Below are 25,166 nucleotides of genomic sequence, written 5' to 3'. Positions count from 1 at the left end.
ATCCTCATAATAGTCTTAAACTTATACCGATCTATAAGCTGATGGCACAGGAACGCCTTGGTCTTTCATTTTTGCAATTTTATATCTAAGCGTTCTTGGACTAATGCCCAACCGTTCAGCAACAAGTTTTCTGTTTCCATGCTCAGAAACTAACGCCTGCAAAATTAAATCTTGTTCATGTGATTTTAAATCAGTCGTTAAATTCGTAACGGTTTCCTCATTAGCACTTTCCAACTCATCTAGCTCTAGTAAATCTTCTTCTATTACGGTTCCACTACATAACACAATTGAACGTTGAATTACATTTTCAAGTTCTCTTACATTACCCGCCCAATTATTTTTCATCAAACTTTCACGCGCACCCTCAGAAAGTTCTAGTGCTTTATTTGGCGAATGTTTATGTAGTAGCATATAAGCTAAAGGCAAAATATCTCCAATCCGATCACGCAAAGGATGCAAAGTTATAGGAAATACATTCAATCGGTAAAACAAGTCTTCTCTAAAGGTTCCTTTTTTAACTTCATCTTTTAAATTTCTATTAGACGTAGCAATAATCCTTACATCTAAATCAATTAACTTTTTACCACCTAACCTCTCTACTTGTTTTTCTTGTAGCACTCTTAATAGTTTTGCCTGTAATGCAAGATCCATCTCAGAAATCTCGTCTAATAACAATGTGCCTTGCTGAGCTTCTTCAAATTTACCTGCTTTAGCTTGATGCGCACCCGTATACGCACCTTTTTCATACCCAAATAAAACGGCTTCTAACATATTCTCTGGAATCGCTGCACAGTTAATAGCAACAAATGGCTGTCCTGAACGTGGAGAATTTTCATGAACAAAACGTGCCAAAACTTCTTTTCCCGTTCCGCTTTCACCTCTTATAAATACTGATACCGAGGTGGTTGCTACTCTTCTAGCTATTTTTTTTGTATCAATAGATTTTTTATCGACAGATATATAGTTATCACCATTATTCGCTCTTGAAAACTTGACTTGAATATTGCTCTTAACAATGTTCAACAGCAGATCAACATCAAATGGTTTTACCAAGTAATCGCTAGCCCCATTCTTTATACAAGACACTGCTTTCTCTATCGTTCCATAAGCTGTCATCAACACAACCGGCAAAGAAAGATATTTTTGTTTAATAGCATCTAATAATTCATATCCATCTGTAATAGGATCATTGCCATCAACGGTTTTATCGAACTGGATATCACTAAGAACCATGTCGATACGCTCTCTACCAAGTAGACCCATAGCGCTCATTGGAGAAGAAGATTCAAATGCTGTAAAACCATGATCACGAATAGTTCCGGCAATGGCATGACTTAAATTCATGTCATCCTCTACAATCAATATATTTTTTCCCTGCATAATCTACCCTTTATAATCTTATATAGTTAGCTATCTTGAATTTTTTGTTTACTTGAACTTGAAATCGGAGAAAACTCTAAGGACTTAGGAACACGAATATCAATACATACACCCTGTGGATATTCATCTTTAATCTCAACCGTTCCTCGATGCGCTTCGACAATAGACTTGACCACTGCTAAACCTAAACCTGTGCCACCTGCCTTAGTCGTAAAAAAAGGCTCAAATATTTTCTGCTTAAGCTCATCAGAAATACCTTTCCCTTTATCATGCACTGAAAACACAACTTCTTTTCCTTCGGTCTTTATTTCTATTAGAACTTTTGCATCGAATTCACTAGCTTGTATGGCATTGTGAATAACATTCTTAAGTGCCCCCCAGAATGCAATATAGTTAATAGATGCTTTGGGATTATCAGTAGAAATAGATGCATTTATTTCAATTAAATTCTTACCAAACTCATGTTTAATATCATTGCGTATATTACTAATAAGTTGTTCTACGCTAATTACATCATTCAGCTGCCATTCTCCTTTTGCAAAAGACAACATATCGTTTACAGTTTCTTCCAAACTATGCAAACAATGTTTAACATTCTCGACCAATTGAAAAGAAAGTTCTTGCTTACCTATTCGCTTTTCTAAACTTGATACATAAAGAAATGCCGCTGACAAAGGTGTACGTACTTGGTGCGCAAGCGAGGCCACCATATTTCCCAATGATTCTAGTCGTTCTTTTCTATTGATAGATTCGTGATAACTAAATTCTGCAGTCACATCATTAATTATGATGACCTTACCTTCACTGCGTTGCTGAGATTCAATTTTTAATGAAATGCGATTGCCATTTTTTAAGCAAACTTCACTGTTGCCCGAATATCCTGCTACCAAATACTTTTTTGCTATCTTCTTCCAAGCTACTCCATTTAAGTTAGTACCAATTAGATTGTCGGCAATTTCATTGTTTTCAATGATGGTTCCATAGTCATCTAGTACGACTATTCCTACAGGCAGGGTACGTAACAATATAGATAATCTATCCGCAAGCTTTTCTTTTTCGACTAATTGATGAAACTTTTCGTTTTTAGTTTCAGCAAGTTCTTTTTGGAGAGTATCAACCCGGTTCTCGAGTTGATCATATGCAGAGGTTAAACCTTCTGAAACACGATTAAAATCATCAAAAGCACTTTCAAGTGCTAGCTTCCTGTTATCAATTGCTACTTCCATTTGGCATATCCTCGCGTAGTAATTTGTTAATGCGCATAAATTTGACGCGCATTAACTACTATGCAAACAACATGCCTACTTTTGTTTTACTTTATATAACAGCAGCTTAAGAATTTTTGAAATGTAATGAAGTCAATTTTATGACGTTGAAGTTCGTTGGAATTGATGCTTTTTCAACTTTTCGACGAGTGTTGTACGTCGCAAACCAAGTAATTTTGCAGCTTGCGCCACAACTCCGTTAGCAAGCTCTAAAGCTTGGGCAATATAAAACTGTTCTACCGATGCGATATGAGCTTTTAAATCAACACCATCTCTAGTAAGCACGGGCAAACCAATAGTACTACATGATTCATCTTGATCAGTCGATTCTATTTCTGCAAATTCCTCTGTAGCAACACTTTCAGATACCAATGCACTGCTTGGCAGTTTTGGAGTTGAGAAAGTACTGTATTTACTTGGCAATTTTGCAGCATCAACTTCTTTATCTGGGTACAAAATACTAAGTCTTTCGAGCAAATTAGACAGTTCTCTAACGTTCCCTGGCCAGGTGTAGCGTGCTAATGCAGACATTGCATCAGGTGTTACTTTAACGTCTGTACCCGTTTCTTGTCTTATTTTATCAGTAATTGCATACACCAAAGACGGTAAATCTTCGGAACGTCGACGCAATGGTGGTAACTCAATTGGATAGACATGTAATCGATAATAAAGATCTTCTCTAAACTCACCTTTCGCAACCATATCATCTAAATTACGATGCGTTGCAGCGATAACACGCACATTAGCGCGTATTGATTTTCCACTGCCAACTCGCTCATAAACTTTCTCTTGCAATACTCTTAACAGTTTTGCCTGCATATTGAGATCCATGTCACCAATCTCATCAAGAAATAATGTGCCACCTTCGGCAAGCTCAAATCTGCCTTTACGATCTGTAATAGCGCCTGTAAATGCGCCTTTTACATGCCCAAATAGCTCACTTTCAAGTAATTCTTGCGGGATTGCTGCACAGTTTACGGGTACAAAATACTTTGCTGCTCGATTGGAAATAGTATGAATGCTACGGGCAACAACTTCTTTGCCTGTACCTGATTCACCTAAGATAAGAACATTTGCACTCGTATTGGCAACACGCTCTATAAGATCACTCACTTGTTGGACTGCTTTACTGTGTCCATCTAGAAGTGATTTGTTATTTTTACGGCGACCTAGATCTTGCCTAGCATCGGATTTGAATTCAAGCGTGGATTGTTCAACCTGCATATCTTTAACCAGCCTTTTAATTACTAATTTTAAAGCTTATGATTAAGAGACAACGCACTCCACGTGATTATTGCGCTGACAGCTTCCGTATCTGCCATCCCCTCAAAATATTATAAATGTTTCTACATAGTTTGTTCTACGTTTACATAGCCCCACTCAACATATTAAAAGATACATTACTTTTAATATGGATACAAAACTTATTTGTTAATAAATAATACAACAATTTATTGCAACTAAAAAATAAATAATATTTATTCTGAACAGCCTAAATTAATGGTACCTCACAAATTTATTTCGCAATGAAATGCTTGTAATTAGCAATCGATGTGCTGCAATTATATACAGCAATACCTTATGAAAGCTAAACGGCGCTGTTATAAAGCTGAATAGCAGATCGTGAAGTGTTATTTTCCTGAATTTGCGTCAATACTTTGGCGCGCATGGCAACTAAACGTTTTTCTATACTGTTATTTTGAGATACAATTATCTCAATTTCACTTTTCATAGCAATAAATTGCTCAGCAGATAAGCTATGGATAAATGTACGAACCCTTTTATCCCACTGTAGACTAAGCGCTATTGCCTCATCCCATGACTCATTCTCGATAGTAGTCAGCAACTCATTCGCCGAGTCAGTCACTTGCATTAGCTGCTTACTAGCATTCATATTGCACCCAACCGCTATCTGCTATACACGGGCTTCATTAGGTATGGAATTCCAAGCTTCTTGGATCTCACGTAACAACCCCATTACTTCATCGATTATAGATACATCACTATCTGCATTCGCAACCACGAGTTGTCTTTGCATATAATCATATAAATCATCTAAGTTTTGCGCAATTTCGCCACCATTATCTAGATTAAGACTGGATCTTAAGCCGTCTAATATCGCAATCGCTTTGGAAATTCTCACTGTTTTTTCCTGTATTTGCTTGCGCTCTATATAACCATTTGCAGCTAAAAGATGATCAATAGCGCCTTTAAATAGCAAACTAATTAATCCGTGCGCATCCGATCGCTCAACATTTCCTAACACACCGCTACTACGGTATTCATCTATAGCCAATGTTGCTGCTGTCATGTTCATATCTAGTTTCCTTATTTTACTTTAGGTATTAATTTCTACTATTTATTAAGCTATTTGTCGGCAGATTCGCCAATTGCTGAGTTAAAAAATTACTAGTCGCATTCAGTTGCCCGACCAAACTATCCAGCGCCGCGTACTGACTACGCAGCCTCTTTTCAGTAAGAACAATACGATTCTCTATACGTGCAATATTATCGTCTATTTGAGATCGGCTATCGCTCAAGCCATCTGTGCGCGCTTGTATTAAGCCGCCAGTTTCCACATAACTGGATAAAATCGAATCAATAGATTGCGCGAAACCATCGTCAGGATTTGAAAATAATTGCACGACACCATTAAAATCATCTTCGATAGCTTGATCAAACTTTTCGTCATCTAAGCTAAGTATTCCATCGCGATCAAACGTTAAACCTACATCAAATAAATAATTAAAATCGCTACCAGTAACATTCAATCTATTAGTAAATATTTGACGTACTCGGGTTTCAATCCCAAGCAATAAAGATTCACCTTGCAAAGTAGATTCACGCTGAGTGTTTAAACTGATTATGAGATCATTGTAGGCAGTGACTGCCGTTTCAATTGCGTTTTTACCTACGGAGCGATCCTCAGTAACGGATAATGCTGCAGTACCAATATCTTTTAAAGATAAGGTGACCCCTTCGATGACATCTGAAATTTCATTTGAAGAACGTGTAACATCAAAACCATCTACGGTTAATGTTGCGTCTTGTGCGATATCTATTTCTTGTAAATTCTCCGTGCCACCAGCTACAAATACTAGATTAGAAAGACCAGCAGCGTCTGTATCATTACCATCACTATCTCCAATTACGGTTACACTCAAAACATTTTCTGTACCGCTTTCTTCTGAAGTTAAAACTAAATGACTACCATCATCTGCAGTAATAATGGATGCCGACACACCTGTATTATCGAAATTGTCGTTTATAGCATCGCGAATACCTATTAAGGTGTTGTTATTATCATTAATGCTAATTGAAAACGTGGCCACTCCAACTGAAATATCTAGCTGTCCGTTTCCAACAATACTGTCGCCATTTGCAAATGCAGAGGAGGCTAATTTGTTTTTTTGCGCTAGACTTAATACTTCGATATCACTTGCTATTGGAACTGATCCCTCGCCCACCGATGCAGTGATTATTTGGTCATCACTTGAGGTAACGGAAAATGATCTAAAACCAGAAGATAGCTTAAGATCAGATATACCCGTTTGAAATTTTGATACAGAATCCCTAATCAAGCCTAAAGCACTAACCTGAATATCAATTTCAGTTTGACGTGTTTCAAGAAGTTGAATAGGTCTGCGCTCAGCAGCGACTAACTGGGTTACAATATTTTCAATATCAATCCCAGAACCTATACCTAACGATGTTATTGTACCTGCCATAATTATTTAATTTCCATCAATCCTTGATGATAGATAGCAATATTAATGCCAGTTTATGCTCAGCCCTGTGCTGCTAACAATAATCCAACTTTTCCGATTTCTGCAGCGGATGCTTCACGGAGTAAGTTTGCCACCGCGAGGGCCTCTTTTGCCGGAATTTGACGAATTACATCTCCAGTTTGAGTATCGGTAACGGTGATTACTGATCGACCACTACCTTCATCAACCGAGAAGTTCAAATTCGTCTGTATTTTTTCACTAAAATCATTCAATTCTTTAGCAGCATTGCGCACAGCTTCCACATTTTGCGTAGCTTGCTTAGCAACTTCATTTGCTTTTTCACTATCAACCTTAGCTTCGCTAGCTGATTTTTTAATCACTTCAGCTGCAGCGCCAGATTGTGTAGATTGAAAATTGTTAGTAGCTACAGTGGGCAATTTAATTACTTGTGCAACCATTTTAAATCTCCTATCAAACTTTTCGGTTATGCATCTAGAAGGATAGGAAAAGCTCTAGATGCATAAACACGAAAGTTAATTATCAACTACTGAAGTAGCGACAATACGTTCTGCGGCAAAGAATTTGCCTGAGAAACAATTGCAAGACCCGCCTGCTGTAGAATCTGCGAACGAGTTAAGTTTGCAGTTTCTGCAGCAAAGTCAGCATCTTGAATACGCGAACGTGCAGCAGTCAGATTTTCAACGGTAATCTGAAGGTTAGAAATGGTGGACTCAAAACGAGTTTGAACCGAACCTAACTCTGAACGCAAAGTATTAATTTGCTGTAAAGCCGCATCAACAGTTAATAACGCAGCGTTTGAATCAGCTTGAGTCAATACACTAAGTCCATTTGCTGTTTGGTCTGCGCCGCCGGCACCAACTGCATTACCGCTAAGAACGGCTGGTGCCGCGCCTCCTACAGTAACGGTTGTTCCAACTGCAGCTGAAAGTGTAATACCCGCTTGAACACTTTGTGCAGCACCACCTAATCCAACACCCGCGTCAATTTCAATCGTAGCACCATTTGTATTACTTAATACAATGGCTCCAGTAGTACCTGAAGCGGTAACACCTGTTTGCGCAGAAAAGTTGTTAATGGTATCAAGGTCCGTTGCATCACCAGCAAGCGTTAATGACACACCATTAATATTTGCAGCGCCAGCAGCATTCACCAATGGCCCTGTTGTAACAGTGGTATTAATCTGAGCTTGTACCCCTGATGTCGCAGTAACATTGTTAATTGCATTTGCAACTTGGGTAGTTGTAGCTGCCGTAGCAGATAAGCCAGAAAGATCTACTGCCACACCTTGCACAGTTAATGTGTCAGTTGTCACTGCAGTATTAATAGCTGCTTGTTCAATTGAACCACTAACGGAAACATTAGCACCAAGAGTTGAACCTCGAGCATCCACACCATCAACACTAATGGTTTGGTTTTGGTTCGCACCCGCTTGGAACACCAACGTACTTGCAGTGCCATCAAGAATATTTTGGCCGTTAAATTGCGTGCTATTCGAAATACGATTAACTTCAGCAATTAACTGTTGCACTTCATTATTCAGAGCCTGACGGTCTGTAGATGAATTCGTATCGTTAGCAGACTGTACCGCCAACTCACGAACACGTTGCAATGCATCGGTTGCGGTTGATAAAGCGCCTTCAGCGGTTTGAGAAAACGAAATACCATCATTTGAATTACGAATGGCTTGGTTTAATCCTCGAATTTGTGAAGTAAATCGCTCTGCAATCGCCAAGCCAGCAGCATCATCACTCGCACTGTTAATTCGTAAACCTGAAGACAAACGCTCCAACGAGGTCTGTAATTGACCTTGCGTGGTATTTAAATTTCGTTGAGCATTCAACGAAAATAAGTTTGTATTAATAATTTGAGGCATTTTACTTACTCCTTAAGTAGTTCATCCTTACAAAAGTCTAAAATCTCTAACTAGAGACTTCGACACCGCAAAGAACCAAGCCTCTACGTTGTCCTGCTAAGCTTATCGGCGTGTGATTTGAATCCTTTAAGGATTTTTTGAAAAAAATGTAAGAAATTCAATCAACTACACATGGCAGCAAGGCGATTTTCTTTAATGGTAAAACTAATAGGAAGTAGAATTATCCGACGAAGGGTTAATTTATACGTTAATTAAAGAAAGTTAAACAAACTTTGACCGCGAACTTGTGCAAAGGCACCTTGAATCGCTTGTAAAGTTGTTTGTTGCAATTGCAGTTGCGTAATGGCTTGTGCGTAATCTAAATCTTCAATTTGAGACCGTGTAGTTTGCAACTCAAACTTTGCTCCATCATTCTCAATATTTGCATTATCTATTGAGTTTTGTCGTGTACCAATAAAAGTGCGAGTATTAAGAACATTCGCTAAAGCATTATCTACATCACTAATGGTACGATCTAATGCTTGAGTAAGTTGAGCTTGATCTGCAGGATCGGTAGAGCCTGTTTGCAAGGCATTTATAAAGTTTTGTAATGTTGCAAATACATTTTGTCTACGACTCGCATTAACCTGAAATTCATCACCCGCTTGTGGTTCACCTGCTATAGAAACTTCAGCACCATTGAAACTTATAGCTTGACCTGAAACGTAATTCTGACCAGCCAGAATAGTAGTAGCAGTGGTGTTATTGACAACATCGAAGGTTGTTGGCGAGGTAAAAGTAATACTAAAGTCATTAGCTTGGAATGCAGCATTATCTATGACCGATCCGACTGTAATTACCCCATTACCCGAATTAGCTACATCTAATGATGTAACAAAGTCTCCATTTCCATTTTTTATATTGACAAAAATATCATAACCAGACTCCGAAGAAACAATAGTGCGATTATTAGATATTTTTAATGTAAGCTGATTTTGATCACCATTATACGCTACACCTGCTGCAGTTTGTGTAAATGGCTCCGTACGACTTTTAGAACCTGAAAACAAATAGTTTCCATTTCCATCACGTGCATTGGCATAATCAAGTAATTCTTCTAGTCTTTGCTCTACCTCTGCACGAATAATTGCACGCGTCTCACCAGTTTGACTACCACTATTAGCCTGTAAAGCTAACTCTCTAACACGTTGCAATGAATTATTTACACTCGAAAGTGTTGCATCTTCCAACCCTAAACGTTGATTAGCAAAAATACCATTGCGCTGAAATTGATCAATACTGCCAATCGCTTGGTTTAAATCTATAATTCTTGCGGTTTCTGCTGGACCATCTGAAGGTTTATTAATGCGCTTGCCCGTACCTATCTGATTTTGAACTTCTGAAATTTCAAATTGCTGCTTGGCAATATCTACTGCAGTTTTTTGAAATAAATAAGCTGTAGTAATTCTAGTCATTATTTTTACCTTCGAACAGCAGCTAAAAATGTATCAAATAAGGTATTGGATGTAGCGATCACTTGGGCAGCCGCCTGATATGCTTGTTGATACCTAATTAAATCTACGGCTTCTTCATCAAGATTAACGCCTGAAACACTATCGCGCGCCTGTACAGCTTGATCAAAAAGTGCTTGCTGTGTTTGACTACTAATACTGGTTTGCCGGCTAATAGTACCAATTTGACTCACCAAAGAACCGTACCCTTCTTGTAACGTTGCAGTGCCACCCACTGTTTGCGATGTTTGCAAATCCAGTAAAGCAACCACATTTGTATTATCACCAATACCACCTGTATTTTGTTCTATTGTAAATACATCACCTGCTTCAGGCTGATTCTGAATTTGTACGCGGATTCCATTAAAATCAATATTTGCATTGCTTGAATACGCAACACCGACTGCTATCGTTGCGCCATCCGTTACATTTACAACATCAAAAGTAGTTGCTGGTGTATTAAATCGAATCTCAACCGTATCGAATAGATCTGCATTATTTACATCCAGTACTTCTGGCGAAGTAACTACTCCATTACCCAAGTTTGCAGTACTTTCCAGACTACGTACTGGAGATGCTGCAGCAATTTGACTAGTATTAGTTAGTAACACGCTAATACCCGCAGCACCATTTCTGGTTGGCTGAATCAAGAAACTATCGCCTGCTGACGCTGCTCCAGCGATATCTACCTGTATACCATCAATATTAAATGGCCCAGACGCAGCGCTAGTACTAACACCGTCGCTTAGTCTTGTTAAGGTAAAGTTTGCACCATCGAAATTTAATTCATAATCCGAAGTTGTCACCTGGCTGATATCGGTAATACTAGTAGTTACTGTTGCTGTACCATTATTATTTTGATTCGCTAAGGTTTGCGGTGCAGAAGTTGCAAAAAACTGCCCGCCCACAGAACCATTAGCATCTAATCCAGCTTGATGTTGAGCATTAAATTCATTTGCTAACACTAGCGCTAATCGACCCGTCTGGTTTCGAATTTGACCAAGTTGTTCAGACCTAAAATCTAACAAGCCACTTACACTACCACCGGTGATTTTATCGGTAATATCAAATGTACTCGGCCCTACATTGATCCCAACCAGCAACTCACCAGGATTAGCCGGGTCATTTATAGCAGATAAATCTCTTGATAAATTACCGATCACTACTGATTCACCACCACCAATAAATACATTCACCGAACCATCGCTTAGCTCTACTGTATTGACTGAAAGGCGTTCTGATAATCTTCCGATTAAAACATTTCTTTGATCCACTAAGTCATTTGGCACACCTTCACCAGATGTAGTAGCACTAGCCGCTACAATTGCTTTATTTAAATCCGCAATTCCACTGGTAAGACTATTGATATCATTCAGATCACCTCTTAATCGTGTATTAATTTCCTTATTGATATCGTTATAACTAGCATCTAAATCTTTAAAACGTGCAACTAGCGTATCTGAGTTACTTAGAACAACTTGTCGAGCCGGTATAGAGGCAGGATCATTTGAAAGATCTTGCAAACTATTAAAAAAGTTTTGAAACGCATTATCCAAACCACCTTGAGATCCGGATACTAGGTTTTCTACACGATTTATTAAACTTAAATAAGAGTCTAAACGTGCAACATCTGATGAACTAGATTGTACACGCGCATTTAGGAACTGATCTTCGATACGCTGTACACTTGAAACTCTTGCTCCACTTCCAAAGAATCCGTCTCCAAATCTTTGTGATGGGCGCGAAGTTATATCAACACGTTGACGCGTATATCCTTCAGTACCTACATTCGCTACATTATTAGAAGTAGTCGCAAGCGCACGTTGGAATACTTGCAATCCTGTTATAGCTACTCTTGATGCGTCTACCACGATTCAATCTCTTTATCTTAGTGAGTATTTTTTGCTTGATATTCAGAGGTTACATCACCAGCTGATGCCTGCTCATTCAAAGAATGTATTGCATTTTTTAGAATGCTCCCATCCATAATCGAATTTATCTTTTTGGCATAGTTTGGATCCGTCGCATAACCTGCTTTTTGTAGCTCTGCTGCAAAACTTTTTACATCGCTAGCATTCCTGATCGCATCTTGATAGCGCGGATTACTTAACAAAAACTCTGCAAAATCGTTAAATGAATCTGCAGGCGTTTCATATACTCTAAATTTATCTTGAATCTTAATCGTTTTCTCACCATCAAATTCGTGCGTTACATTCGTAACCTCTGGGCCTTGCCAATTATTCGCTTTAATCCCAAAATAATTATGGGAATCTTGTCCATAACCAGCTTGAGGTCTATGCAAACCCCAGCCTGTCTCTAATGCTGCTATTGCAACCAATACATCGGCAGATGTATTCAATTTTGTAGCGGCCTGATGAGCATACGGATAAATTTCTTGAACAAACTGCTCAGGAGCAGACAGCTCATAAGTGCTTGTTATACCGCTAGTTTCTTGAATTTCATCAGTAACTATTTGTTTTAGTGTGGTATTAATTGGTCCACCAGTACTGCCACTAGATATACCAAGAGATGCCACTTGAGTGGTAGCTTCTTGGGAATCTGGCGCTCCAAGCGAGGAAATCGAACTGCGCCGAAATAATGGATCTATTTTCAAGTTCACATCAAGTGTCGCATCAGCAGGCTGTCCCGCAAACTGACGTTGCAGTAATTTAGCAACTGCAAATGTTTCTTTAGATGCCAAATCAGTTGCAAGCTGTTGATCATGCCAGTCTCTATAGAAATCTGACTTGTCGCTATCTAGCAATCCGCTAGACAAGGAAGCGCTACGCATACTTTTAAGCATCGATTGGATAAAGAACGCTTCAAATTTCTGTGCTGCATCACCGAGATCGGAAGCACTACCATTGCCGCCTAGTTGTTTAGTTTGTGCAAGACTACTAAGTGTCTTAGCTACGTCAAGCTGAGATTCCATTTATACAAATTCCATTTTTAAATAATAACGAGTTCAGCACGTAACGCACCAGCTTGTTTAAGCGCCTCTAAAATAGCTACCAGATCTCCCGGCGCGGCACCCACCTGATTCACCGCATGAACAATTTCATTTAGCGTTACACTTGGTCCAAACACAAACATGCGATTTGCTTCTTGCTCAATTTCAATATTAGTTCGATCGACAACGACGGTTTCTCCATCCGAAAACTCATTAGGCTGACTTACCAAAGGATCAGAAGTAATCGTTACTGCCAAACTACCATGAGTAACTGCCGCAGGTGACACGCTAACATTAGAACCGATGACAACCGTACCTGTCCTAGAATTGACGATTACCTTTGCTGCTGCCTCACCAGGTATTAACTCAATATTCTCCAAATCTGCTGCAAACGAAACTCTAGACACCGTATCTAATGGCGCATCTACTTTTATCGTCACCGCATCTACTGCATAGGCAACATTTTGTTTAAAATGTTTATTAATACGCATTTGTACACGCTTAGCAGTTGTGAAGTCAGCTGCATGTAAATTCAAATACAGTTCATCACTCGTTGCAAATGGAGAAGGTACAGCGCGTTCTACACTAGCACCATTTGGAATTCGTCCTGCACTAGGTATATTAATACTAATACTAGACCCGTCACTTCCTTGCACTCCCAACCCGCCTACAACAAGGTTACCTTGGGCAATCGCATATACTTGGCCATCAATACCACGCAATGGAGTTAACAATAAACTACCACCGCGTAAACTTTTGGCGTTACCTAATGAAGAAACGGTTATATCTATATTTTGACCAGGCTTAGCAAATGGCGATAGTTCCGCATGAACCGTTACTGCAGCTACATTCTTTAATTGTGGATTAATATCTGGCGGTATTGTAACGCCATATTGTTTTAGAAAACTTTTTAAACTCTGAATAGTAAAAGGAGTTTGTGAAGTCTGATCGCCTGTACCATCTAAGCCGACTACCAATCCATAGCCTAATAATTGATTACTACGAACTCCAGCAAAAGAAGAAATATCTTTGATTCTTTCTGCACTAACATTACTCGATGCTAAAAATGTAACAAGCATGAGGCTTAAACTAATTATTTTTGATATTTTCATAGTATTTAATAGGGCCACACTGCAGAGAAAAAGAATTTTGTTAACCAACCTGCCTTACTGCTATCACTTACGATACCTTTACCTTTATAGGTAATTTGCGCATTCGCTACTTGATTTGACAAGACCGTATTATCCGTAGTGACGTCTGTAGGACGTACTATTCCAGAAATTCGCACAACCTCACTACCTTCATTTAGTTCAATTAATTTTTCACCTTTAACAAGCAAGTATCCATTAGGATAAACTTGGTGAACCATTACCGTAATATTGCCTTCAATACTATTTTCTTGTGTAGTTTCACCTTCACCATTAAACTCATGACTAGATTCAATATCATTTACTATTTCATTTAAACGATTATCTTTACCAAACAAGGTTGGCGCAGGCAAGCCTATAGTAGATTCCTTATCAGCTTCTGTACTTGCAGATTTTGATGCATTAATACTTTCTTCTAGCACCACAGTAATCAAGTCACCTACTCTTCTTGCTTTGACATCTTCAAATAAAAACAAATTAGAAGATGCATCATAAATAGCACCATCTACAGTTGTTTTTGCCTCTGGAATCATTGCATCACTAGGTGCATATTCAGGATTTTTTAGACTTCCGACTGAAGAGCAGCCAGATGCGATACTAATCAAAAAAAGAATGACGAAAATATATTTCATATTATTATTTTAATTATATTGTGTTGTTAGCAAATTCAAGCATGCTACTGATAGTTTCAATCGCTCGTGAGTTAACTTCGTATACTCTTTGCGTTTCGATCATGTTTATTAACTCTTCTACTATATTAACGTTGGATGTCTCTAACGACCCTTGATCAAGTTGGCCTAAGCCATTAGTTCCGGGAGTACCAATTTGCGGAGTTCCTGAAGCAGCTGTTTCAAATAATAAATTCCCCCCACGCGCCTGCAAACCTGTTGGGTTTACAAAACTTGCTAATTGAATATTTCCTACTTGTGTTGACGCTGCGCTTCCACTAGTTTGCGCAGACACGGTTCCATCTGCGCCAACGGTAATATTAACCACATTAGGAGGAATCGTAATTGATGGTTGCAACACATAGCCACTCGAGTTTACAACTTGGCCAGTCGAGTCTAATGTAAAGGTTCCGTCACGGGTATAACCAATGGTTCCATCTGGCTGTAAAATTTGAAAGAACCCATTACCTTGTACTGCAAGATCTAAAGAACCACCTGTTCGCGTTAAATTTCCTTGAGTAAATAATTTTTCTGTTGCGACTAGACGTACACCTGTACCTACTTGCAAACCAGTAGGAAATTGTGTGTCCTGAGATGATTGCGCTCCTGGCTGCCGTACCGTTTGATAAATAAGGTCTTCAAAAACTGCACGATCACTTTTAAATCCAGTTGTATTTGCATTAGCCAAATTATTAGCAATCACTGAAATTCGTGTTTGCTGTGTATCCAAACCTGTTTTTGCATTCCAAAGTGCTGTACTACTCATACTAGTTTCCTATATGTAATTTTTATTTTAATTAACTCTTAGTAACTGCGTTGTAGCAGAATCATTTTCTTCAATTGCTTGCATCATTTTAACGTGCAGCTCAAAATTCCTTGTTAATTCGATCATATCTAATAATTCTGAAACCGTATTTACATTACTAGACTCCAACACACCTGATGTAACAGCAACCGATGCATCCGCCTCAAGAGACACATCGGGAGCCGCCCTTAACAACCCGTCTTCGCCTTTAACAAGCACTTCTGCATCAGCATTAACTAACTTAATGCGATCAATTGTTGCCAAAGTTGTTGCTTCCTGACCTACAGGTAAAATTGAAATAGTCCCATCTGCACCTATCTCAAGTTTTTCAAATGGAGGTAATGCAATCGGTCCGTCATTTCCTATCACAGGATGACCTGCACCTGTCTCTAACAAACCCGCTGATGTGGTATGCAAATCACCCGCACGGGTATAAGCACTACTTCCATCAGGCGCTTGAACTTCAATAAAACCATTTTCGCTTACTGCAATATCAAGCTCCCTTCCAGTGTGTTGTAACGCACCACCAGAAAAATCGATCCCACTTCGTTCATCTTGGTTATAAATACGACTTTCATAACCAGGACCTATTACTGGCAAACTATTAAATGCATCAAAGTCTGCCTTAAATCCAGTGGTACTAGCGTTCGCAAGATTATTAGTATTAGTTGCTTGATGAAGCTGCACCTGCTTTGCTCCATTCATAGCTACATACAATGAGCGATCCATGATTTAAACCTTTAGTTAACTATTAACGAATATTGATAATGGTTTGAGTAATTGTGTCTGCTGTTCCAATTACCTGTGCATTCGCTTGAAAATTTCGTTGCGTTTGAATCAAATTAATTAATTCACCCGTTACATCAACATTAGATTCCTCTAATGAGCCTGATTGAATCAAACCCAAATCTGCTGAACCAGGTACTCCTATAAGCGGTTGCCCCGATGCAAAAGACTCTGACCAAGCTGAATTACCTGTAGGACGCAAACCTTGTGAATTTGCAAAATTAGCTAGTGCAACCTGCCCTAAAGTTAAGGATTGCCCATTCGTATAACGAGCAAACAAAGTACCTGAAGGGTCAAAGTCTAGTGAACTTAAACGACCTGTTGCATAACCGTTTTGATCAATTGCACTCACACCAAAACCACCACCAAATTGCGTAATGTCACCATAATCAACCGTAAATGTGGTTGGAGCACCGACGCCTCCAGGGGTAAATGCAGCAGAAGTTGTAGTGGTTTGACCTGCTGTTCCATTGATCGCACTAAGTGCTCCGAATGCATCAAACGTTAATACATCAGGGCCTGATATTTGCGCGTTATCTACATGCTGAAACACTTGCCAATCATTTGCATTATCTTTTCTAAAATAGTTAGTAGTAACATGCTCACCACCTAAGGAATCAAACACTGTATAAGAAGTTGCATGATTATAGGTACCAGCATCTGGAACACCCGTTGGCCCAATTAAAAATGCAGGCAGGACTGGCTCAGATGCATCAATATTTGCATCTATATTTATTAAGCTGCTTACATTAGGTGCTATATTTGAACGATTAATCGCTAGTGGTCCCTGAGCACCCGTTAAATTTCCACTGCTATCGGCCTGAAAACCAACCAACTGGCTACCAGATGAATTAACAATATTTCCAAGGTTATCTACTTGGAATGCGCCAGCACGAGAAAATGTTTGCGAACCACCATCACTTAATACAAAAAAGCCGCCGCCAGAAATTGCTAAGTCTAACGAGTTATCGGTGAAGGTAATGTCGCCATCAGTAAACTGCTGAGAAATTGATGCAACTTGAACACCTTGTCCAATAGCATTGCTTGATGTACCAAATTGAGATGTAGCATATAAATCTGCAAATTCTGCTCTTGAACGTTTAAAACCTGTAGTTTCACTATTGGCTATATTATTCGATATAACCTGTAAATCGTTTTGCGCTGCATTTAGTCCTGTAAGTGCAATATCAAATGGCATAATAATTCTCCCTTTTTAATTAACAAATATATTTTAACTTTACTTATTCAATCTTTAATATTTCAGAGATTTTCAGTTCTCCTCCATTCTCAACATTTAAGCGGACTGAATTAGAATTTTGTCCTAACGAAACACTCTCAATCTGTTTATATGCGTAGGTATCTAATGCAACACTATCATCGCCTTGGGTACCCACTACAGAAAAGAAATATTCTCCATCTGACACTTGGTTTCCACTCGCATCTGTTCCATCCCAAGAAAAATCTTGCAATTCGTCGTTAACAACACCAATAGGTAGACTTTTAACTAGATTCCCTGCTTCATCAAAAATATTAACGTTTACATTACTCGCAGGCGCATTTGCCCCAATTGCTCCTCTTGCTATTTCACCTTCTTTTAAACTCAAGCTATCCGATGGGATTAATGCATTTTTTCCTATCAAATTTGTTGCCCCAAGTGATTGACTTGAAATCAATGAGCTCGAAAGAGCACTAAATGAATTGTTTAATTCACCAACACCAGAAACAGTACCAAACTGTGCAAGTTGCCCTATAAACTCTCCACTTTGTAGAGGTTCAAATGGATCTTGGTTCTGCAATTGCGTAACCATAAGTTCAAGAAAATCGGCTTGGCCTAGATCGTCAGAACTATTTTCTTGCTGTTGAGGTGAATTAATTAAACTTAATATATCGGATGAAATAGCTTGCATATTTATTTACCTTTTTTATAACCTGCCCAAACGTAATGTTTGTAACAATAATTCTTTAGATGTGTTTAACACTTCAATATTTGATTGATAACTGCTCTTAGCTGACATCATATTTGTCATTTCTTCAATAACGCTTACATTCGACAAATAAATATAACCTTCATCGTTAGCCATTGGATTACCTGGTTGATATTGAGCAACATTTTCTGCCGAACTCTCAGCTATTCCTACAGTTCGCAAACCAGCACTTGCTGAATTATTCACATTATTTAATTGACCTTCATATGTAGTTGCGAATACGGGCTGTCTAGACTTATATGCACCTTCCGGTGTGCTTGCTATAGACTCAGCATTTGCTAAATTACTTGCAACAGTATTTAAACGCGTGTTTTGCGCACTTAACCCGCTTGCTGCAATATCGAATATATTAAACAATGACATTGTTATTCACCTTTCAATGTACTAATTAAACCTTGAATTTTATTATTCAACATTGACAAACTAATTTGGTAGCGCACTGCATTTTCTGCAAATTGTCCTTTTTCAACATGACTATCTACTGTGTTGCCATCTAATGAAGAATTCTCTGGGACTCTATATTTTGTTTGAAATGAAAATGAATCAGTCAAACCACTAGATATGTGATTTCCATGGCTAGCATTAATAGAAACAGATTTTACTGAACCTACGTTGTTACTTGCATTTAGGATCGACGCAAAGTCTAAATCTTTTGCTTTATAGTTTGGTGTATCAGCATTAATAATATTTGATGCTAATATCTCTGCACGTTTTGATCTTGCTACAACAGATTGCGCACTAATACCAAAATAGTTATCTAATACAGACACAGATTACTTTTAATAATTAATAGTGATTATTACAAAGCAAGTGTCATGCCAATTTTTAAAAATACATAATTTAGCTGCAATTAAGTAAGTAACATTACGAAGTAATTAATGATCGCGGCAAGTATTGCCGCCTTACGGCAATAATAGCTCTACTGAATTGAAGATATCACTAGATACTGCAAAGAAATTTTAGGTGTGTATTTTGCATTAAAAATATTACATCTATATTCAATATATAAAGTGAATATATATTAGGACCGATGGAATTTACTTAACACTAACTACTGAACGATAATAAGCCATGCAAAAACATTTAATTTTTCTACATATCTTCATCTTGCTATCGAGTGTAAGCAATGTTCACGCTGGCATTCAGAGCCATGAAAGTTTAAAAAATACGGTAGCTAGTTTTCTGCAATCAGAAACAAAAGACACAAAGGATTCTGAGATTACCGTGCAGGATTTCGATAGACGCTTGCGACTACACCAATGCTCAACACCTTTACAAGCATTCTGGCCATTGGGTAATAAACGCTTTGGCAACACAACCGTTGGGGTTCGTTGTACAGGTGATAAGCCATGGAAAGTCTATGTTGGTGCGCACATACATATATATAAGAGTGTATGGGTATCAAATATAGGTCTAAATCGTAACCAAGTGCTTGATTTAGCTTCTATTAGTAAAGAAAAACGTGATATTACTCGCCTAACAGGCGGATATTTGCTCTCTGACACCCCTATACAAGGTATGCAAATAAAGCGAAATATACCTGCAAATCAAGTGCTTACGAACACTATGCTGGATTCACAGAAAATGATAAAACGAGGTGAGCGAATCACTATTGTTTCAAGGGCGGGTGGAATTGAGGTACGCGCAACCGGTGTAGCCTTAAGCGATGGCAGCAAAGGTGAGCGAATAAGGGTTAAAAATACCAGCTCTAAGCGTGAAATTGAGGCCTACGTCTCAGGTAAGCACTTAGTTTTGGTAACTCTTTGACAGAAATCACAAAATATTTAGTTAAACTACTAAAGTTAGTCTGAATACGGCCGATAAGCACCATAGAGAAAACGAGAAAAGCGAACATGACAGACAAAATCAGTAATATAAGTGGACCGATAAACGGTAGTAACTTACAAAACACATCCAAGGGTGCTAAAAATACCAATGTTGGCGGAAGTGAATCTGCTAATGTCGCTAGCACAGGAAAGGTAGATATCTCATCTGCCCAAACCTTAGATAAAATCAGAGAGAGCTTGGCTGCGGAGCCTGTTATAGATCGACAGAAAGTCGATACTGTAAAACAAGCGTTACAAGATGGAACTTACAAAATTAATTCGGAGAATATCGCGACTAAGCTAATTGAGTACGAACAACTATTAAAGTAGTTCATGAGCTCATCCGATAGCAGTATCAACACGGGTATACATGCTGACCCGTACGCGGCCTCCTCTATTCAGGATTTTTTAGCACGCTTTAATAAAAAGCTAAATTCTCTTGTAGAAGTGCTTCAAGGAGAACAAGAAGTATTAATTAAAGGAACGGCTGATGAAATCAGTCAAGCAACTCAAGATAAGTTTGCCTGTATGCAACTATTATCAGACTTCATTGCAAACTACTTTAACAACACTTCTGATAACACGAACATCAATCTTGAACAATCACTTAAAATGATGAATGTTATTTGTGTAGAAAAAAACATTCAAGCATGGAATGAGTCCCAAGAATTGATTCAATTCTGTCGCGAACTATCTGATGAAAATAGCATATTGCTCGCCAACCGTTTAAAATCTACTAATAGTGCACTAGACACTCTTTATTCGTTAACCGGTACACAGCAGACAAAAACCTATGATGACAGTGGACACTCAAACCACTCGCGCGTATCAAGACAATTAGCTTCAGTCTAATTACATATTAGTTAATATAATTGACTAACATTCCCTGTATTTAGAATTATTTTTTAATACAGTTGATTATTTCATCCAATTTAGTTTGTATTTGCATCTAATTAAGACGCTAATATTAATTAGCTAAGTCTAACTTAACCATTATTGTGCTGTTCATCACACCATTTATGTTAACTAAGTTCATTAGAACTACTAAAAACATACACAGTTAACATAACCAATACTTAGTAGTTAATTTAATGATAATAATAAATTTTATTTGAACCAATTAACATTAGAACTCTAAATTCTTCAACATAATTACCTCTTGCAGTAAGTTTAAGGAATGATATTAGAGGTGTCATTTAACTGCATTTTAATAGAAGAAATTAAATTCTAAGGAGAGGGATTTATGAATAGCTCTAGTGTTGAAAGGTTCACCACTAGCTCAAACCATGCGCTTGAAATTGCTACGGCAATTTCTGCTAACAAACCGATCAATCGGACCATTGCTGCGCTTGTTTTAAAGCTACAAACTACATTAAACCTAAATCAGATAATTGAGACTTTCTTTGAGTCTTTAAAAGCTGATATGGCGATATGTGGTATCGAATATGAATACCCGCTGTTGTATACCCATATTAATCGCGGCATAAAAACCAATAGCTCATACAGTTATCTCATAGAAGTTGATGATGATACATGGGGCAATATCGTTATTTATTGTAAAGATGATTTAACGCAAGATGAAAAATGCAGCCTGGACGAATATGTTTCTGCAACAATTTTTCCATTACGTAATGCCATTCAATATGAAAATGCAATGGTAGTTACTGCAAATGAATCTTACTTAGGATTACCTAATTGGGGACTCCTAGAAGGCCAAATTACCAGAGAAGCAAAATTAGCATTTAGACAGAAACAACCATTAAGCCTTGTGCTTATTGATATTGATCGATTCATGATTTTGAAAAAAAACCATGGTTTGATGTTAGGTGATCTAATCATCAGGCATGTGTATGAGACTTTACAAAGTGTTCTCAGAGATACTGATCTTCTATATAGGTTTGGTTATGATCAATTTTCTTTAATTTTAAGCAATACACAAGAACATGATGCGAATATAATCGCAGAAAGAGTTAGATCAGCTGTTTCAAATCATGAACTACTTGCTAAGAATAACAAGGGTATACGTGTAACCGCTAGCATTGGTATTACTGAATTAGATAGCAGTGACTCAGTTGACTCTTTATATGCGAGAGCCTATAACGCGCTGAAATTAGCTAAAAATTCAGGAAGAAACCAAGTTAAAATTGCTGATGGGAAATTTTTACGCTAGATCTACGAAATCGTGAAAATGTTTACACGATTTCGACCTTGTTCCTTAGCTGCATACAATGCTTTATCTGCTCGCTCAAAGATGCTTTGCGAATTATCACTTATTTGAATACTTGTAATTCCACAAGAGATTGTTATTTGCACTTTCTTGCCTTTAACTATAAACGCAATATTTGAAATTTCATTGCGGACATGATCTGCATACACTTTTGATTCCTCAATGGATAATCCTGGTGTCAGCATTGCAAACTCTTCACCGCCATATCTGGCTAAAAAATAATTATCCTTAAGCAATTTACTAAGCTTTTCTGCTACTGCTTTAAGCACCTTATCTCCTACAACATGACCATAAATGTCATTAAATCTTTTGAAATGATCTATATCCCATATCAGTAGAGATAAATTACTATCATGCTCTTCTGTTGATGTGACAATTTCAGAGATTTTCTCATTATATGCCTGTCTGTTATATAAGCTTGTAAGCGGATCTCGCAGAGCATGTTCTTTTTCACGTTGAACTTTGTCTTTAAGCTCTTGAGTCTCTAACTTTAATTCATTTACCTGTTTAGCAAGCGCCTTTACATTATTGTTTACACGAGATTCTTGCGCTTTAACTATTTGACGTTCTTCCTCAACAATGTTTTGCAGTGTATCAAGCTGTACTTTTACAGTATTTTTTAATGATGCCAAGTCATTTCCAGAAATAATATTTTCACTAATAAGACTCACAGCATCATTCATTTTTAAATTTAAGTCATCTTGAACCTTTAAGTCTGATGCCTGGTCTTCCGCTACAGTATGCAATGTATCACCGATACGACTTATTTGAGCACCAATATTAAACAAGAAATTTTCAAGCTCCTCCTTATCTGCATAGGTATCTTTATAAACACTATAAAATAAATCATAAATAGATCGTACACATTCATTCAGATCCATAATGGATTTTATGTCTTTACATTTTTTTTGCAGAGAAGTGCTTCTATCTTGATAGTCTTTTGAAAACTTAAATTTTTTGAGTATTTCAAGAGGTAACTCAAATACAAGTTCTTGCTTTTCTATTACGTATTTCTTACTTACTTTTTCAAGTACATTTACCAGTGAAATTAAAACATGATTAGAATCTGACACATCAGTGATTTCATGTGCCATATTATTAACAGAATTAAATGCATCGTGGTTTTGAAACAATTCTTGAGCACTGCAAATCAAGTTGCTCAATGACTTAGAAACTTCTCTAACATCTTCACAGCTTTCATCCCCATACACTTCAGATTCAATAGTCTGTTGGTCTCGCTGATCTGATGATAGCTGATTATTATTCGCATATAATTTTTTAATGAATGCAGCAGGTAACGACAGTAACCCTGAAGACTTACTTTCTATCACATCATTTTCAGAATCTTGAAGATCCATTACTATAAACTCGAGTCCGCTTTTTCACTCAGTTGCTTAAGAGGTATGTTTACAACTGTATTTTCTAAATTTATGTCCTCATTATCGTCCTGTCTCCCTGACCATGGACGCGCACCAAGATTTCGACGTTCCACAACAGACTCATAACCTTCTGATGGATACAATATATTCAATGGTACTGATAAACCATTCTCCTGCACTACTCGCGCATGACGCCTATTCAATTCTCGAGGATGATTCACTCCACACGAATGCGCAATCATCCCAACCTCATGCACTATATTCTTAACGTAATTTGCTACACGCAATGACTTTAAATGTGGGTTTAAACCTCGTTGCAACCCCTTATCATGAGTTGCGATACCAGTAGGACAAGTGTTTTTATTACATTGCAAAGCTTGTATACAACCTAAAGAAAACATGAAGCCACGCGCCGAGGACACAAATTCAGCGCCCAGACATAAAGCCCAGGCAACATCTGCTGGTGTAACCAATTTCCCAGATGCAATTACATTTACTCTCTCATAAAGATCATACTGATTTAATTTATTCACCAACATTGGCAAACTTTCTTTTAACGGTAGACCCATATCATCTAGCAATGGCATAGGAGCAGCTCCCGTTCCACCATCTGCACTATCAACTGTAATAAAATCTGGCGCGGTAGATTTTCCACGTACAGTAATTAATTGGAATAAACGGTCTAACCAATCTTCAGAACCAATTACACATTTAAATCCAACAGGCTTACCTGTTATCTCACGAATGAATGCAATCATGTCTAATAAATCTTCATCACTACTAATATCTGGATGGCGATTAGGGCTGATTGAGTCCTCCCCCATTCTAACACCGCGTATATCAGCCACCTCTTTAGTGACTTTATCTCCCGGTAGAATACCTCCTTTGCCAGGCTTGCCACCTTGGCTCAACTTTATTTCAAACATACGTACTTGATTATGCAGGGATACTTCCCTCAGCTTCGACTCACTCAATTTTCCACTAATGAGGTCTCTTACGCCGTACTTTGCTGTACCAATTTGAAATACAATGTCGCACCCACTTTGCAAGTGATATTTTGACAATCCACCTTCACCAGTATTCATCCAGCAACCAGATTTCTTTGCTCCCTCTGCAAGAGCCAAAATAGCAGGCTTAGATATTGCCCCATAACTCATCCCTGAAATATTAAAAACAGATTTAGTGGTAAATGGATGTCTACATTCAGGCCCAATTGTTTGCTTAGCCAATGGTGCTGCATCTTCACCCAAGGTTGGATACGGACAATTTGCAAATAACACCGTACCTACTTTACTTATGTCGCGTGAAGATCCGAATGCTATCGTGTTACTGATATCTTTTGCTGCGCGATACACCCATGAACGCTGCGCGCGATTAAATGGCATCTCTTCACGATCCATAGAAAAGAAATATTGTCGGAAGAATTCACCTACATGTTCAAAAAAATAGCGAAAGCGCCCGATAACGGGGAAATTACGTCGTACCGCATGTTTGGACTGCGTGATATCCGTAATATATAAGATTGGAATACAAACCAGTAGGATCAGAAATAAAATAGAAAATAGGTCTTGTGATATCTCAAGACCATATCCTATCCATGTCTTGCCTATTTGTAGAAAATCATCCATACCGATA

At 38.0% G+C, this 25,166-nt stretch carries 25 protein-coding genes; 4 read left to right on the top strand and 21 right to left on the bottom strand.

The window, feature by feature from the left end:
- Positions 1-21: 21 nt before the first annotated feature.
- The 19 genes from GKR92_01285 to flgB form a co-directional block, all read right to left on the bottom strand.
- Positions 22-1,380 carry a response regulator gene (locus GKR92_01285; protein QMU60400.1) on the bottom strand — a complete coding sequence of 453 codons (1,359 nt, stop codon included), beginning with the start codon at positions 1,378-1,380 and terminating at the stop codon, positions 22-24.
- A gap of 26 nt (positions 1,381-1,406) precedes the next feature.
- Complete coding sequence (locus GKR92_01280) at positions 1,407-2,606, bottom strand: GHKL domain-containing protein (GenBank protein ID QMU60399.1); 1,200 nt, start codon at positions 2,604-2,606, stop codon at positions 1,407-1,409.
- Between the two features lie 138 nt (positions 2,607-2,744).
- Positions 2,745-3,869, bottom strand: coding sequence for an AAA domain-containing protein (locus GKR92_01275; GenBank protein QMU60398.1), 1,125 nt, complete (start codon positions 3,867-3,869; stop codon positions 2,745-2,747).
- A gap of 364 nt (positions 3,870-4,233) precedes the next feature.
- The gene (locus GKR92_01270) at positions 4,234-4,539 is read right to left on the bottom strand and encodes a hypothetical protein (GenBank protein QMU60397.1); all 306 of its coding nucleotides are present in this window, start codon (positions 4,537-4,539) and stop codon (positions 4,234-4,236) included.
- A 21-nt stretch (positions 4,540-4,560) separates the two neighbouring features.
- Positions 4,561-4,935: a flagellar export chaperone FliS gene (gene fliS / locus GKR92_01265; protein QMU62678.1), complete on the bottom strand. Its 375-nt coding sequence runs from the start codon at positions 4,933-4,935 to the stop codon at positions 4,561-4,563.
- Between the two features lie 55 nt (positions 4,936-4,990).
- Positions 4,991-6,373, bottom strand: coding sequence for a flagellar filament capping protein FliD (fliD, locus tag GKR92_01260; protein QMU60396.1), 1,383 nt, complete (start codon positions 6,371-6,373; stop codon positions 4,991-4,993).
- Between the two features lie 59 nt (positions 6,374-6,432).
- Positions 6,433-6,831 carry a hypothetical protein gene (locus tag GKR92_01255; GenBank protein QMU60395.1) on the bottom strand — a complete coding sequence of 133 codons (399 nt, stop codon included), beginning with the start codon at positions 6,829-6,831 and terminating at the stop codon, positions 6,433-6,435.
- A gap of 86 nt (positions 6,832-6,917) precedes the next feature.
- Positions 6,918-8,267 (bottom strand): flagellin, encoded by a 1,350-nt coding sequence (locus GKR92_01250; protein ID QMU60394.1) that lies wholly within the window; start codon positions 8,265-8,267, stop codon positions 6,918-6,920.
- Positions 8,268-8,518: 251 nt separating this feature from the next.
- Complete coding sequence (gene flgL / locus GKR92_01245; GenBank protein ID QMU60393.1) at positions 8,519-9,721, bottom strand: flagellar hook-associated protein 3; 1,203 nt, start codon at positions 9,719-9,721, stop codon at positions 8,519-8,521.
- 5 nt (positions 9,722-9,726) lie between these two features.
- A complete protein-coding gene (flgK, locus tag GKR92_01240) occupies positions 9,727-11,631 on the bottom strand; it encodes a flagellar hook-associated protein FlgK (protein ID QMU60392.1) in 1,905 nt (634 codons plus the stop codon).
- Between the two features lie 14 nt (positions 11,632-11,645).
- Positions 11,646-12,689 (bottom strand): flagellar assembly peptidoglycan hydrolase FlgJ, encoded by a 1,044-nt coding sequence (gene flgJ, locus GKR92_01235; protein ID QMU60391.1) that lies wholly within the window; start codon positions 12,687-12,689, stop codon positions 11,646-11,648.
- A 17-nt stretch (positions 12,690-12,706) separates the two neighbouring features.
- Entirely contained in the window at positions 12,707-13,819 is a 1,113-nt protein-coding gene (flgI, locus tag GKR92_01230) for a flagellar basal body P-ring protein FlgI (protein ID QMU60390.1), read from the bottom strand.
- A 5-nt stretch (positions 13,820-13,824) separates the two neighbouring features.
- A complete protein-coding gene (gene flgH, locus GKR92_01225) occupies positions 13,825-14,487 on the bottom strand; it encodes a flagellar basal body L-ring protein (protein QMU60389.1) in 663 nt (220 codons plus the stop codon).
- 13 nt (positions 14,488-14,500) lie between these two features.
- On the bottom strand, positions 14,501-15,289 hold the full coding sequence (gene flgG / locus GKR92_01220) for a flagellar basal-body rod protein FlgG (GenBank protein ID QMU60388.1): 789 nt from the start codon (positions 15,287-15,289) through the stop codon (positions 14,501-14,503).
- 27 nt (positions 15,290-15,316) lie between these two features.
- Positions 15,317-16,057 carry a flagellar hook-basal body complex protein gene (locus GKR92_01215; GenBank protein ID QMU60387.1) on the bottom strand — a complete coding sequence of 247 codons (741 nt, stop codon included), beginning with the start codon at positions 16,055-16,057 and terminating at the stop codon, positions 15,317-15,319.
- A gap of 22 nt (positions 16,058-16,079) precedes the next feature.
- Positions 16,080-17,312 carry a flagellar hook-basal body complex protein gene (locus GKR92_01210; GenBank protein ID QMU60386.1) on the bottom strand — a complete coding sequence of 411 codons (1,233 nt, stop codon included), beginning with the start codon at positions 17,310-17,312 and terminating at the stop codon, positions 16,080-16,082.
- 43 nt (positions 17,313-17,355) lie between these two features.
- Entirely contained in the window at positions 17,356-18,021 is a 666-nt protein-coding gene (locus GKR92_01205) for a flagellar hook assembly protein FlgD (GenBank protein ID QMU60385.1), read from the bottom strand.
- A 15-nt stretch (positions 18,022-18,036) separates the two neighbouring features.
- On the bottom strand, positions 18,037-18,462 hold the full coding sequence (gene flgC / locus GKR92_01200; GenBank protein ID QMU60384.1) for a flagellar basal body rod protein FlgC: 426 nt from the start codon (positions 18,460-18,462) through the stop codon (positions 18,037-18,039).
- Between the two features lie 2 nt (positions 18,463-18,464).
- Positions 18,465-18,869, bottom strand: coding sequence for a flagellar basal body rod protein FlgB (flgB, locus tag GKR92_01195; protein QMU60383.1), 405 nt, complete (start codon positions 18,867-18,869; stop codon positions 18,465-18,467).
- A gap of 301 nt (positions 18,870-19,170) precedes the next feature.
- On the opposite strand from flgB, the gene flgA reads away from it, so the two are divergent.
- The 4 genes from flgA (at position 19,171) to GKR92_01175 (ending at position 22,095) form a co-directional block, all read left to right on the top strand.
- Positions 19,171-19,866, top strand: a complete 696-nt coding sequence (gene flgA, locus GKR92_01190) for a flagellar basal body P-ring formation protein FlgA (protein ID QMU60382.1) — start codon at positions 19,171-19,173, stop codon at positions 19,864-19,866.
- Positions 19,867-19,952: 86 nt separating this feature from the next.
- A complete protein-coding gene (gene flgM, locus GKR92_01185) occupies positions 19,953-20,255 on the top strand; it encodes a flagellar biosynthesis anti-sigma factor FlgM (protein ID QMU60381.1) in 303 nt (100 codons plus the stop codon).
- Between the two features lie 3 nt (positions 20,256-20,258).
- Positions 20,259-20,777 carry a hypothetical protein gene (locus GKR92_01180; GenBank protein ID QMU60380.1) on the top strand — a complete coding sequence of 173 codons (519 nt, stop codon included), beginning with the start codon at positions 20,259-20,261 and terminating at the stop codon, positions 20,775-20,777.
- Between the two features lie 391 nt (positions 20,778-21,168).
- Positions 21,169-22,095, top strand: a complete 927-nt coding sequence (locus GKR92_01175; protein QMU60379.1) for a diguanylate cyclase — start codon at positions 21,169-21,171, stop codon at positions 22,093-22,095.
- Positions 22,096-22,097: 2 nt separating this feature from the next.
- On the opposite strand, the gene GKR92_01170 is transcribed toward GKR92_01175, so the two are convergent.
- Together GKR92_01170 and GKR92_01165 are read right to left on the bottom strand one after the other, a co-directional pair.
- A complete protein-coding gene (locus tag GKR92_01170; protein QMU60378.1) occupies positions 22,098-23,510 on the bottom strand; it encodes a diguanylate cyclase in 1,413 nt (470 codons plus the stop codon).
- Positions 23,511-23,512: 2 nt separating this feature from the next.
- A complete protein-coding gene (locus GKR92_01165; GenBank protein ID QMU60377.1) occupies positions 23,513-25,159 on the bottom strand; it encodes an FMN-binding glutamate synthase family protein in 1,647 nt (548 codons plus the stop codon).
- Between the last annotated feature and the right edge of the window lie 7 nt (positions 25,160-25,166).

The sequence above is a fragment of the Gammaproteobacteria bacterium genome, from assembly GCA_014075255.1.
Taxonomy (GTDB): domain Bacteria; phylum Pseudomonadota; class Gammaproteobacteria; order UBA4575; family UBA4575; genus JABDMD01.
This window is presented reverse-complemented; position numbering and strand designations above follow the sequence as displayed.